Raw genomic sequence first — 12,827 nt, forward strand, 5'->3', positions numbered from 1 at the left:
AAGAGTACAAATGTGTTTTTAGTTAAAACACATTATGTCTACATTTGTTAAAAATTTAAGTGTTAATGACATCTTTTAAACCTAAAGACATATCTACAGCAAAACTACATGGTTATTTATTAAGTGCTGTAGCGCCTAGACCAATAGCGTTTGCTAGTACTATAGACGCTAATGGGAACCCAAATTTGTCGCCATTTAGTTTTTTTAACGTGTTTAGTGCAAATCCACCAATAATGATTTTTTCTCCAGCACGTCGTGTTAGAGATAATACAACAAAACATACATTGGAAAATGCAGAAAACACAAAAGAAGTGGTAATAAATGTTGTGAATTACGATATAGTACAACAAATGTCACTAAGTAGTACAGAATATGCTGCAGGTGTAAACGAGTTTGAAAAAGCAGGTTTAACAATGTTAAAAAGTGATATTGTAAAACCATTTCGTGTTGCGGAGTCACCTGTTCAATTTGAGTGCAAGGTTAATAATATTGTAAAGTTAGGAACAGAAGGTGGAGCAGGTAATTTAATTATTTGTGAAGTTGTAAAGCTTCATATTAATGATGAAGTTTTAAATGAAAATGGTAGTATAGATCAAGAAAAATTAGATTTAGTCTCTCGTGCTGGCGGAAGTTATTACAGTAGAGCAAAAGCTGGTTTTTTTGAAATTCCAAAACCACTTTCAACTTTAGGAATTGGAGTAGATGCATTACCAGAAAATATTAGAAATAGTAATATTTTAACAGGAAACGATTTAGGTTTATTAGGTAATGTTGAAACACTACCAACTAAAGCAGAGATTAAAGCATATGTAAATATGCATGACAATATTACATTAAATGAAATCGAAAAACATAAAAAGGCACAGAATTTGCTTAGTTTTGGAGATGTAGAAAGCGCTTGGAAAGTGCTGTTATCGTAATAACACGATTAAATTAGACGAATATTTAATAATTATATAGACAATGGAAGTACAAGGTAAAGTAAAATTAATTGGAGAAACACAAACTTTTGGAAGCAACGGTTTTAGAAAAAGAGAATTAGTTGTTACAACAGAAGAGCAATACCCACAACACATAATGATTGAGTTTGTTCAAGATAAAACAGACTTATTAAACAACTACAATGTTGGGCAAGATGTGAAAGTAAACATTAATTTACGTGGAAGAGAATGGACAAATCCTCAAGGAGAAGTTAAATATTTTAACTCAATTCAAGGATGGAGAATAGAAGGAGTACAATCGGGAGCACCTGCTGGAATGCCAGAAACTCCTCCAGCTGCAGCTTTTGAGCCAGCTACAGATTTAAAAGAAGAAGATCACGACGATTTACCTTTTTAATATATTCCTGCACATGCAGAAATCTTATCAATTTAACCTCAATGTTTAATTTCATTGAGGTTTTTTTATTTTAGCATCATATGCACGTTTTAAACCAAAATATATTATTCCCAGATGTACAAAAAGCAGACGAAGAAGGTTTGCTTGCAATTGGTGGTGATTTGTCTTTAGAACGATTATTATTAGCATATAGAAGCGGTATTTTTCCTTGGTTTAATAAAGATGAAGTTATTTTATGGTGGTCGCCAAATCCTAGATTTGTACTTTTTCCAAAAGAGTTAAAAGTTTCAAAAAGTATGAAGCAATTTCTTAGAAATTGTGATTTTGAAATTACTATAAATAAAGATTTTAGATCTGTTATTACAGAATGTGCAAATGCCAAGCGTAGTGGGCAAGCTGGAACTTGGATTACTAATAATATGCTAGAAGCTTATTGTAATTTGCATGAACATGGATTTGCAAAGTCTGTTGAGGTTTGGAGAGATAATAAACTTGTAGGAGGTTTTTATGGTGTAGATTTAAACAATGGAGTTTTTTGCGGAGAAAGTATGTTTGCAAAAGAGAGTAATGCTAGTAAAGCAGCATTTATAACATTTATTAAAAACACAGATTATAATTTAATAGACTGCCAGGTTTATACAAGCCATTTAGAAAGTTTGGGTGCTAAGGACATCTCTAGACAAGAATTTTTATCTATTTTAAATCTTGAAAACAGCCGAAGTTAAAACATGTAACTTTTGATCTTTTTTTACATTTAACGCTTCAAACCTATATTCTAAACCAAATTGCAATTTTAGTTTTGCAGAAAATAACCAGCCAATTTGTGATGTTATTCTATAATCTAATTCAGGTTTTGTACTTTTAGATATGCTGTACAGTGCTTCGTTTGAAGCAACAATATACGTTTCGCCTATATCTATTTTTTCTCCGTTTAAAGGGAAATCTAAAGCACAACGGTACCTAAATCTATGAACTGTTTTAGATTTTTGAATGCGTTGTTCTGCTCTAATTCTGTGGCCCAATCTTAAAGCCCGTATTTTTCTTTTAGTATTAAATTGTTGTGTTAATCTTATTTCATTTTCAGAAGTTTCAAACCAGTCTCTATTTCGGTATTGAAAACCAAAACTAATACTATTATTTAAGCTTAAATTGTAAGTAGAGAAATGTTTAAAATCAAGTTGTCTGACATTATTTATAAACTGTGCATCATTATAAATATAATGTCGTGTGGAAATACTAAAATTATAATTATATAAACCTGAAACTTTATGGTTAACACTAATTTCATGTTCTCCTAAAGAAGAAAAATAATTTTGAGCTTTAGTAGTTGTACAGCCCAAAAGAAAAAGTACAATAGTTATATTTAATTTAATATAATACATGCCCATAAGAAGAGGTTGCAATATTTTTTGTTGATAAATGATTTCCTTTATTATCAAATAAAAACTCCTTTAAGCTATAGGATTTTTTTTCTTTTACTTCGGCAATAATTTCAAAATTAAACGCACTATCTTCTTCGTTTTTTAGTATGTTATTAATAAATATATGTTGCTTTGTTTTGGCATAAAAAATGTATTGTTTTTGGACTTTTTTTAAACTCCATTTATCATAATTTTTATTGAAAAATGTTTCAATTTTGTTTAAATCATTTTTTAATAATTTTTTTATCTCTTTCTTTTTTAATGTTTTTTCTACATCTTCTAAAGTCCCGTTTTCAGAAAACTCTATACTATAATGGTGTTTATTAAATTTGAATTTTGTTTCGAAACTTATTTTTGTGTTGTTGGTTTCTTTATAAAATAAAATGCGCTTGGATTTAAGTTTAATAAGAGCAACACTTAAACTTGTTTTTTCTGGAAAGTTTTTTTGCAGTATTCTTTCTTCTTTTTCATTTTTTGTTTGAGAAAAACAAAAAGAGGAAAGCAATAAAAGCAATACAAGTATGTTTTTAGACTTCATCATATCTAAAACAGTTAATTTCATGATCATTAACCATTCCTATGGCTTGCATAAAAGCATATACAACAGTACTGCCAACAAACTTAAAACCTCTTTTTTTTAGGTCTTTACTTATGGCGTCGCTTAAAGGTGTATTGGCAGGAGCTTTTTTGTAATTTATTACTTTACCTTTTATTGGTTTTCCATCTACAAAAGCCCATATATATTTGCTAAAACTTCCAAACTCTTTTTGAATTTCTATATATAATTGAGCATTTGTAATGGTTGCATTTATTTTTAATTTGTTTCTAATTATACCAGCGTTTTGTAATAAACTTGCTTTTTTATCTTCGTTATAATTGGCTATTTTTTTATAATCGAAAAAATCGAAAGCTTCACGAAAATTTTCACGTTTGCGTAAAATAGTAATCCAGCTTAATCCAGCTTGAAAAGTTTCAAGAATTAAAAACTCGAATAATTGATGGTCATTATAAACCGGGACTCCCCATTCATTATCATGATAAGATTCATATAACTTATCTCCAATACACCAACCACATTTATGCTCTGACATTGTAAGGATTTTAAATTTACACCACTAATGTAACAACTGTTACTAAATAATTACAAATGTAATAGTAATTTTACACTATGGAAACACTACAAAATACAGATTTAAAAGCGATAATAAAAGATAGTTTAGAAAAATCTATAACCTATCAAGAATATAGAGATTTAGTTAAAAACCTTGTAGAAAATAATGCCACTACAGGTCTCAACCAAGCAGATAATTTGGTAAACTATACTATGTTAAATAATAAGCGTATGAAACGTTGGGATAAAACCGTAAAAGTTTCTGAAGCTGATAAAGAAAAAATATCTAATTCAACATTAAATCAAACATGGTTAGTTTTAACCGAGAGTTGGTGTGGAGATGCTGCCCATATTATGCCTGTAATAAATAAGGTTGCAGAATTAAACGATAATATTGATTATAAAGTAGTGTTAAGAGATGAAAATAAGGCTTTAATGAATCAGTTTTTAACTAATGGCGGACAATCTATCCCAAAATTAGTTATGATTGATAACTTAACAAATAAAGTAATAAGTTCTTTTGGTCCTAGACCTAGTAAAGCTACTAAGTTAGTTAATGATTATAAAAAAGAGCATGGTACATTAACACCAGAATTTAAAGAAGAATTACAACATTGGTATAATAAAGATAAAGGTCAAAATGTTATAGAAGATTTAGTTGCTTTTTTATAATTTAAAGATATTGAGTTGGCTATTATAAAAGAGCTACTATATTTTTTATCTTTGATTAAAAAGCAACAAGTTTAATGAATTGGCTTATAAAAAGTATATCTTTTATCTTTCATCCTATTATAATGCCTGTTTTAGGTGTTGTTTTCTATTTTTCTAAATCTCCTAGGTTTTTGCCAAGAGATATTATAGAAGCAAAACTTATTTCTCTTAGCATACTTACTATAATATTACCAATTTTACTTTATTTTTTACTTAAAACAATAGGAAAAACTAAGTCTATTTATCTTGAAACAACTAAGGAGCGAATAATTCCTTTAATATTGAATGTAATTATATGTATTTTGATATTATTGCGTGTTTTACCTTCCAATCAAATAATTGAGTTATACTTTTTCTTTATTGGTATTTTAATTTCTAATATTATTTGTTTGGTATTAGCTATATTAAAATTTAAAGCAAGTATTCACATGATTGCTATTGCAGGAGTTATAATGTTCGCCATTGGTATTTCTGTACATTTTGGCAAAAATTTAAATGGTTCTTTAGCTTTATTTTGTTTAATTGCTGGAGCTATAGCAACTTCTAGATTACATTTAAAAGCACATAGTAATACAGAACTAATTTTTGGTTTTTTTATTGGTTTAGTTCCACAGTTAATGGTTTTTCAATATTGGTTATAATATGTAAAACATTAAGCCAATTTTTATGGCATTAGCATCAATAACATTACCATCTATTTTAGCTTTATCATTAAAAATAGGATTTAATGCATAATATAAATAAAAGTTCCATGTATTATATCCTGCAGCTAAAGTTAAACCATACTGTAAGTCGTTTATAGCATCTATGTTATTTAATTTAATATCATTAGGTGCACCTTCATATTTACTGCTATTAATAAGTACATATCCTAATTTAAAACCTGTGTAGATACGCCAAAATTTATATTCTGTAGCGGTAGATGTTCTCCATCTATATTCTATTGGCATTTCAACCATATAGGTTGAAAACTTATTTTTTGTAAAGGAAATTTCATCTTTATTAATAATTGTAAATGTATTGTCTCCTTTATTGTCTTCCAATATTTGAAGGTTTTGATTAAACGAGTTAATAGATAAACCTAAACCAATACCAAAAGCTTTGTTTCGTCTTTTATTAATTGGCATGTCTTTAGTATAACCAAAGTGAAATCCTCCAGAAAAACCACTTTGAGATAATCCTGATGGTATTTTTCCAATTAAGTTATATGTTAATCCAAAATAAAACTGATCTTCTTTATATAGAGAATCTATTATTTCTGTATTATCGCTTAACTCTTCTTGTGCATAGGAAGAAGCAAAACATAAACATAAGAATAGTAATAATGGTTTCATATTTACAAGATAATAAAATAGGAAGGTTTAAGACAAATAAAAGGCGTTTTGAAAATTTCAAAACGCCTTTTTATAAAATTAAGAATAATTTTTACTAATTAGTAAGTGCATCACCTTTTTTGGTAGTATAATTTATTTTAAGCGCATTAGTTTTACGTAATTCTTGCTTAACATCTGTTAACACTCCCATTTTTGCATCTTTATCTACTTTTAGAGATACAGTAAGTGTAGGCACTAATTCTTCTGCTAAGGCAGCTCGTTCAGCAGCAATAAATGCTTGAACTTCCTTAACGCTTTGCAGTTTATCGTTTAATTGTATTCTATCTTCAGTTCCATAAGTATCTACATAATTAGGACTTGGTTTTCCAATATATATATAACTTATAGGTTTCTTTTTATCTAATTTTTCAATTTGATTAGCCTTTGGTAATTGATTCTGGATTTTTAAATTATCCTCTTTAATTACTGTAGCAACCATAAAGAAAAACAGAAGCATAAATACAATATCTGGTAAAGATGCTGTTGAAATTGGAGGTAAACCTCCATCTTTTTTCTTTTTAAATTTAGACATAGTGTTTATGTTATTTTGTTAATCTCGTTTTGCTTCAGCCTCAGAGAATTTTTGAGGAACAATTAATTTAATTGCTTCTAATTTCTCTTTTAAATTCTCTCTTACTTTAGGCTCAGTAACTGGATCTTGGTACATTGCTGTAGCTTCAACAAAATTCATTTCTAAATTAGGATAATCTCTTTTAAACTCACGATTTCTTATTTCGTTATAAGCTGCTAAAATTTCATTTTGTACAGCTATATAAGTTTTATAATCTGTTAATCTATCGTTAGCTAAAGAAATTACTGCTTTTTGTAAATTATCTGAAGATGCTGGGTCACCAGCTCCTTTACATCTTTTACAAGCATCTTTTCCTTCACCTCCACCATTATCTAAAAATTTTACTGTAGCAGCTCTTAAATCTTTAAGTGCAACAACTTCTGAATCTCCTCCAGAGGTTAGTAAAATTTCATTATTACTGTTTAATGTTAAAGCAAAAATATTTTTTTCCTTAATAATAACAGGTTCTTGAGTGTCTTCTTCCCAAGGTGGTAACTTTCTACTTAAACCAGAATCTGTTGCGATGTCTGTTGTTACTAGAAAGAATATAAGTAATAAGAAGGCAATGTCAGCCATAGAGCCTGCATTAACTTCTGGTGCTGATCTTTTTGCCATAATTATTTAGTTATTTTTTTAACTCCTGAGAATATCATTGCTAAAATAGCAACAATACTTAATATATAAAAAGCCATTAAGCCAGCTCCTACAAATCTTGATTCGGTTTCTGTAGCCATAACACCATCATAAGCGTATACTTCGCCTACTAAAGGATCTCCTCCAGAAACTGCGTATCCTATAATTAATACAAGAGCAAAAGCACCAACACCTATTAAAGTGTTTTTAATGTTGCTACCACCACCAAATAAATTTGTGATAACAAAGAAAATTACTAATGCTAATGTTAATGCTAGTATAATATAAGCAATCCATGCCATTGGCTCAAGTAAAGAAGTATCTCCTGCCGCAGCTAGGCCTTTTACTTCTTCTTCACCTTTAGCAATAATTCTGAATAATGATATAATACCAATTAAACTTAATACGGCTACAACTATTTTTAAAATCTTGTGCATAATCTGTTTTAGTTTTAAAATTAGTTAATACTCTATTTCTTGTATCTCGATAACATATCCATTAAAGTGATAGAAGAATCTTCCATGTCATTAACAATACTATCAATTTTTGCTACGATATAATTGTAAAAAATCTGTAATATAATTGCTACAATAAGACCAAATACAGTTGTTAATAAGGCTACTTTAATACCACCTGCTACTAACGTTGCATCCATTCCACCTGCAGATTGAATTTTATCAAAGGCTTGAATCATCCCGATTACTGTTCCCATGAATCCAAGCATTGGTGCTAATGCGATGAATAAAGATATCCATGATACGTTTTTCTCTAATTGTCCCATTTGTACTCCACCGTAAGCTACAACAGCTTTTTCAGCAGATTCTAAGCTGTCATCTGCTCTATCTAAACCTTGATAGAAAATAGATGCTACAGGACCTTTTGTATTTCTACAAACTTCTTTTGCTGCTTCAATACCACCAGATTGTAGTGCGTCTTCAACATTTTGAGTTAGTTTTTTAGTATTTGTAGACGATAAGTTTAAAAAGATAATTCTCTCGATAGCTATTGCTAAACCTAGAATTAAACATAATAATACAATACCCATGAAACCTGGACCACCTTCAATAAAACGCTTTTTAAGCTCTTGGTGGAATGTTAATTCTGGTTCTGCCGCATCGTCTTGTGCTGCATCTTGAGTAGTTGCAACTGCTGCAGCAACTGTAGCTGCGTTTGTAGTTGCATTAGCTGTGCCAAATGCCATTAAAAATACTATGGCTAGGATAGAAAATAATCTTTTCATGTTTTTGATCTTAATTTTATTAATTAGTTAAAGTGTTAAAGATATAAAAAAAAAGGAATTAAAAACTAAAATATTTACAGTGCTTTTAGAATTTTATTCCTAGCGCACATCTACTTTATTTTAATTTCCTGGTTTCAAATTAAAAGAAAAAAAAATTAAGACTCAAATTTTGACCGTTAATTTTAAGCCATTTCTCCTCTTAAAGCAGTTTCGTATATGGTTTTAAACAAGTTATGAGAAATATCTTGTCCTAATAAATACATTAATTTACTTACTGCGGCTTCTGTTGTAATGTCTTTTCCAGAAATTATCCCTATTCTTTTTAATTTTTCGCTTGTTTCATATTGTCCCATCATAACACTTCCACCAGAGCATTGGGTTATGTTAATAATATGAATTCCTTTTTTTACAGTTTCCTTTATTAGGGAAATAAACCAATCTTCTGTAGTGCAATTTCCAGCTCCGTATGTTTCTAAAATTACACCTTTAAGGTTAGGTGTATTGAAAATACAATTTAATAGTTGCTCTGATATGCCTGGAAATAATTTTATTAAAGCGATATTTTTATCTAAATTTTTATGGACAACTAGTTTTTTTCTAGGATTAGGTTTAAATAATGCTTCGTTATTTACTTTTAAATGTACTCCTGACTCTGCTAAATCTGGATAGTTTAAACTTGCAAAAGCCTCAAAATGCTCTGCGTTTATTTTAGTTGTTCTATTAGCTCTATATAATTTGTATTCAAAATATAAACATACCTCTTTAATTATTGGTTTATTGTAATGCTGTAAAGAGGCTACTTGTATAGAGGTGATTAGGTTTTCTTTTGCATCGGTGCGTAAGTCTCCAATTGGCAGTTGAGATCCCGTAAAGACTACTGGTTTTGCTAAATGCTCTAGCATAAAACTTAGCGCAGATGCTGTATAACTCATGGTATCGCTTCCGTGTAGGACAACAAATCCATCAAAATTATCATAATTATTTTCAATTATTTCTGCAATTTCTATCCAATACTTTGGCTCCATATTGCTAGAATCTATTGGAGTTTTAAAAGAAAATGTTTCAATATTACAGTCTAAAAGTTTTAATTCTGGAATACGAATTAATAAATTGTCGAAATCAAAAGCTCGTAAAGCTCCAGTTTCTGGATCTTTTATCATACCAATTGTTCCACCAGTATATATAAGGAGTATGTTTGGAATTGATTTTGTCAATTGTTTTATTTTTAGGATTGTTGTTTTTGCTAAATACCAAAAATAGCTTTAGAGTTTTCTGTTGTAATTTCGGCGATTTTCTCTTCCGAAATGTTATAGATTTCAGATAGCTTTTCTATTATTTTAATAATGTAGCTGCTTTCATTGCGTTTTCCACGAAAAGGTTTTGGTGCTAAATATGGAGAATCGGTTTCTAAAACAATATGTTTTAAATCTATTTTATTTAAAAATTTATCTATTTTCCCGTTCTTAAAGGTTGCAACACCACCAATTCCCAATTTCATGTTGTAAGATATTGCTTGTTGTGCCTGCTCTATTGTACCGGTAAAACAATGGAAAATTCCAAAAAGATCATCGCTTTTTTCATCTTCTAAAATTTCAAAAATTTCATCGAAAGCTTCACGACAATGAATAACAATTGGTAATTTATGTTTTTTTGCTAATTTTATTTGGTGTCTAAAGGCTTCTTGTTGAATGGGCAGAGTGCTTTTATCCCAATATAAATCTATCCCAATTTCACCTACAGCATAAAATTTATGTTGTTTTAGCATTTGTTCTACATGCTCTAATTCTTCTTTATAATTTTCTTTTACATGTGTTGGGTGTAAACCCATCATTAAAAAAATATTTTCTGGATAGTCTTTTTCCAATTTTAGCATAGACGCAGTGTAAGTAGAGTCTATTGCAGGAATAAATAACCTAGAGATGTTTGCTTCTAATGTGCGTTGCATCATTTCTGCTCTGTCTTCATCAAATGCTTCGCTATATAAATGTGTGTGTGTATCTGTAATAACCATTCTTAAATTTTACTAAAATAGATTAAGAAGTTTTAATAAATATAAACTTTGTTTAGAGGCTATAAAGTTAGTTGTTTATATTTTAAGACTCAAAATATGATGTTTTAATATTTTTTTAAAGAATTGTTTTAAACTAAAAAAGCCACAACAAACGTTGTGGCTTTTTTTTATTTAATTTCTTTACCATTTTTATCTAAAAAATGATATTCTAAATATGTGTAAGCATCTCTAGGTTGTATTTTTACCCATTTTTTGTGTTCAAAAAACCATTTTGAACGAATAGATGGAAAGCCTTTTGTTAAAAAGGCTGCTATAAAAGGATGTGTGTTTAAAGTTAACTTTTTATAGTCTTTTTTGAATAAGCGTTCTACATCTTGAGAAATTTTTTGTACCAATACTATTGGTGCTTCAACTTCTTCACCATTATTACCATTAGGGTTTTCTTCTCTGGTTTTAATGTTCATTTCTGGTCGAACTCTTTGTCTTGTAATTTGAATCAAACCAAACTTACTTGGAGGTAATATTTTGTGTTTGGCTCTGTCGTCTTTCATTTCATCACGAAGATGATTGTAGAGTTTTTTTCTGTTTTCAGCTTTGTTTTGGTCTATAAAATCTACTACTATTATGCCTCCCATATCTCGAAGGCGAAGTTGTCTTGCAACTTCTGTGGCAGAAATTAAATTAACCTCTAAGGCTGTTTCCTCTTGGGAATTGGCTTTGTTAGACCTATTTCCACTGTTTACATCAATAACATGTAATGCTTCTGTATGCTCTATAACTAAATAGGCACCTTTAGCCATAGAAACCGTTTTTCCAAATGCGGTTTTTATTTGTCTATCTACTCCAAATTTTTCAAAAATTGGAATATTAGATTGATGTAACTTGACTATTGATTCTTTTTTTGGTGCAATTTCTTGCACATAATCTTTAATTTGAATGTAAAGCGCTTCATCGTCTACTTGAATACCTGTAAAGGAGTCGTTAAAAATATCTCTTAATATTGAAGAGGCTTTATTTAACTCACCATGTACTTTAGAAGGATGATTTGCTTTATGTAGCTTTTTACACATTGCGGTCCAACGACCTAACAAGTTTTGTAAATCTTTGTCTAATTCGGCTACTTTTTTGCCTTCGGCTACTGTTCGTACAATAACTCCAAAACCTTTTGGTGTAATACTTTTTACCAAACGTTTTAATCTGTCCTTTTCTGCTTTATCTTCTATTTTTTGAGAAATAGAAATACGATCGCTAAAAGGTACTAAAACAATATATCTACCGGCAATAGAAAGCTCTGAGCTTATTCTTGGACCTTTTGTAGATATAGGTTCTTTTACTATTTGTACTAACATTGATTGATTTGACTTGATGACATTGTTTATTTTGCCGTCTTTGTCAATATCTTTTTCAAATGGGAAATCTTTTAATGAAAAGTCATTTAATTTACCTGTGCTTACACGTTTTGTGAATTTTAAGAGAGAAGATATTTTTGGGCCTAAATCGTGATAATGCAAAAAAGCATCTTTCTCGTAACCTACATTTACAAATGCAGCATTTAGTCCAGGAACAGCTTTGCGAATTTTGGCGATAAACACATCGCCAACAGCAAAGTTGTTACTATCCTCTTCCTTATGTAATTCAATAAGTTTTCCATCTTTTAATAAGGCAAAATCAACACCGTCAGAATTAGATCTGATAATCAATTCTTTATTCATTCTGTTAATTTTAATCCATTATACACTTGGTGCATAACAGATGGATTATACATTATTTTGTTTAGTAAAATTTACTAAACAGCATGTTTTAAATTAATAAAACATACACAGGATTTTAATAAAAATCCGAAGAACTTATACTACACGCAAGGTTTTACGTGTTTTAAGTTAAGTTCGTTTTCAAAGAACATTGTTTTTAACAAACCAAAAAAGTAGCTATAAAAACTACTTTTTTGAATTATTTTTTCTTCTTGTGACGGTTAGCGCGTCTTCTTTTTTTACGCTTATGCGTTGCAACCTTGTGTCTCTTTCTTTTTTTACCACTTGGCATAAGATGTCTGGTTTTAAATTAATAATTCGTTTTATGTTGTAAATTACTTTACGTCAACATTAGTTTTTACACCTTCTACAAAAACTTTTGCAGGTTTAAATGCTGGTATATTATGTGCTGGAATTTTAATAGTCGTATTTTTTGAAATATTTCTACCTGTTTTCTCAGCTCTTGTTTTTATGATAAAACTTCCAAAACCACGTAAGTAAACATTGTCTCCACCTTCTAAAGATGTTTTGACTTCTTCCATAAATGTTTCTACTGTTGCCTGAACGTCTCCTTTCTCTATTCCTAATTTCTCAGAAATTTTTGCTACTAAATCAGCTTTAGTCATTTTCTTTTCTTGTTTGTGTTATTAAAATTCTTAAGGGTTGG

At 29.6% G+C, this 12,827-nt stretch carries 17 protein-coding genes; 5 read left to right on the forward strand and 12 right to left on the reverse strand.

Features of this window, described 5'->3' with window-relative positions:
• Nucleotides 1-65 precede the first annotated feature (65 nt).
• The 3 genes from BWR22_RS02170 to aat all read left to right on the forward strand — a co-directional run bounded on the left by BWR22_RS02170 (nt 66) and on the right by aat (nt 2,063).
• Complete coding sequence (locus tag BWR22_RS02170) at nt 66-920, forward strand: flavin reductase family protein (RefSeq protein WP_076731801.1); 855 nt, start codon at nt 66-68, stop codon at nt 918-920.
• A gap of 43 nt (nt 921-963) precedes the next feature.
• The gene (locus BWR22_RS02175; RefSeq protein WP_076731802.1) at nt 964-1,338 is read left to right on the forward strand and encodes a DUF3127 domain-containing protein; all 375 of its coding nucleotides are present in this window, start codon (nt 964-966) and stop codon (nt 1,336-1,338) included.
• Nucleotides 1,339-1,418: 80 nt separating this feature from the next.
• Nucleotides 1,419-2,063, forward strand: coding sequence for a leucyl/phenylalanyl-tRNA--protein transferase (aat, locus tag BWR22_RS02180; RefSeq protein WP_076731803.1), 645 nt, complete (start codon nt 1,419-1,421; stop codon nt 2,061-2,063).
• Here aat and BWR22_RS02185 read toward each other — a convergent pair.
• Genes BWR22_RS02185 through BWR22_RS02195 form a run of 3 tightly spaced genes read right to left on the reverse strand, consistent with a single transcriptional unit; the run spans nt 2,037 to nt 3,850 of the window.
• The gene (locus BWR22_RS02185; RefSeq protein ID WP_083678179.1) at nt 2,037-2,720 is read right to left on the reverse strand and encodes a DUF2490 domain-containing protein; all 684 of its coding nucleotides are present in this window, start codon (nt 2,718-2,720) and stop codon (nt 2,037-2,039) included. The two genes, aat and BWR22_RS02185, sit on opposite strands and share 27 nt — an antisense overlap.
• Nucleotides 2,707-3,321: a hypothetical protein gene (locus BWR22_RS02190; RefSeq protein ID WP_076731805.1), complete on the reverse strand. Its 615-nt coding sequence runs from the start codon at nt 3,319-3,321 to the stop codon at nt 2,707-2,709. Before BWR22_RS02190 ends, BWR22_RS02185 begins: the two co-directional genes overlap by 14 nt.
• Nucleotides 3,287-3,850, reverse strand: coding sequence for a DNA-3-methyladenine glycosylase I (locus BWR22_RS02195; RefSeq protein ID WP_076731806.1), 564 nt, complete (start codon nt 3,848-3,850; stop codon nt 3,287-3,289). The genes BWR22_RS02190 and BWR22_RS02195 overlap by 35 nt, the downstream gene beginning before the upstream one ends.
• Before the next feature lie 77 nt (nt 3,851-3,927).
• Here BWR22_RS02195 and BWR22_RS02200 point away from each other — a divergent pair, with 77 nt between their 5' ends.
• Together BWR22_RS02200 and BWR22_RS02205 are read left to right on the forward strand one after the other, a co-directional pair.
• Nucleotides 3,928-4,542 carry a thioredoxin family protein gene (locus tag BWR22_RS02200; protein WP_076731807.1) on the forward strand — a complete coding sequence of 205 codons (615 nt, stop codon included), beginning with the start codon at nt 3,928-3,930 and terminating at the stop codon, nt 4,540-4,542.
• A 74-nt stretch (nt 4,543-4,616) separates the two neighbouring features.
• Nucleotides 4,617-5,222: a hypothetical protein gene (locus tag BWR22_RS02205; protein ID WP_076731808.1), complete on the forward strand. Its 606-nt coding sequence runs from the start codon at nt 4,617-4,619 to the stop codon at nt 5,220-5,222.
• Here the strand turns inward: BWR22_RS02205 and BWR22_RS02210 are convergent.
• The 9 genes from BWR22_RS02210 to BWR22_RS02250 all read right to left on the reverse strand — a co-directional run bounded on the left by BWR22_RS02210 (nt 5,217) and on the right by BWR22_RS02250 (nt 12,786).
• A complete protein-coding gene (locus tag BWR22_RS02210; RefSeq protein ID WP_076731809.1) occupies nt 5,217-5,915 on the reverse strand; it encodes a porin family protein in 699 nt (232 codons plus the stop codon). The two genes, BWR22_RS02205 and BWR22_RS02210, sit on opposite strands and share 6 nt — an antisense overlap.
• A 94-nt stretch (nt 5,916-6,009) precedes the next feature.
• Nucleotides 6,010-6,486, reverse strand: a complete 477-nt coding sequence (locus tag BWR22_RS02215) for an ExbD/TolR family protein (protein ID WP_076731810.1) — start codon at nt 6,484-6,486, stop codon at nt 6,010-6,012.
• Nucleotides 6,487-6,504: 18 nt separating this feature from the next.
• Complete coding sequence (locus tag BWR22_RS02220; protein WP_076731811.1) at nt 6,505-7,140, reverse strand: ExbD/TolR family protein; 636 nt, start codon at nt 7,138-7,140, stop codon at nt 6,505-6,507.
• Nucleotides 7,141-7,142: 2 nt separating this feature from the next.
• On the reverse strand, nt 7,143-7,595 hold the full coding sequence (locus tag BWR22_RS02225; protein ID WP_076731812.1) for a hypothetical protein: 453 nt from the start codon (nt 7,593-7,595) through the stop codon (nt 7,143-7,145).
• Between the two features lie 32 nt (nt 7,596-7,627).
• A complete protein-coding gene (locus BWR22_RS02230) occupies nt 7,628-8,398 on the reverse strand; it encodes a MotA/TolQ/ExbB proton channel family protein (RefSeq protein ID WP_076731813.1) in 771 nt (256 codons plus the stop codon).
• Between the two features lie 182 nt (nt 8,399-8,580).
• Nucleotides 8,581-9,612: an asparaginase gene (locus BWR22_RS02235; protein WP_076731814.1), complete on the reverse strand. Its 1,032-nt coding sequence runs from the start codon at nt 9,610-9,612 to the stop codon at nt 8,581-8,583.
• Between the two features lie 29 nt (nt 9,613-9,641).
• Nucleotides 9,642-10,409, reverse strand: a complete 768-nt coding sequence (locus tag BWR22_RS02240) for a TatD family hydrolase (RefSeq protein ID WP_076731815.1) — start codon at nt 10,407-10,409, stop codon at nt 9,642-9,644.
• Between the two features lie 167 nt (nt 10,410-10,576).
• Nucleotides 10,577-12,121, reverse strand: coding sequence for an Rne/Rng family ribonuclease (locus BWR22_RS02245; protein WP_076731816.1), 1,545 nt, complete (start codon nt 12,119-12,121; stop codon nt 10,577-10,579).
• A 374-nt stretch (nt 12,122-12,495) separates the two neighbouring features.
• Nucleotides 12,496-12,786 carry an HU family DNA-binding protein gene (locus BWR22_RS02250; protein WP_055442767.1) on the reverse strand — a complete coding sequence of 97 codons (291 nt, stop codon included), beginning with the start codon at nt 12,784-12,786 and terminating at the stop codon, nt 12,496-12,498.
• Nucleotides 12,787-12,827 lie beyond the last annotated feature (41 nt).

Source organism: Lacinutrix venerupis, from assembly GCF_001971745.1.
Classification (GTDB): Bacteria; Bacteroidota; Bacteroidia; order Flavobacteriales; family Flavobacteriaceae; genus Lacinutrix; species Lacinutrix venerupis.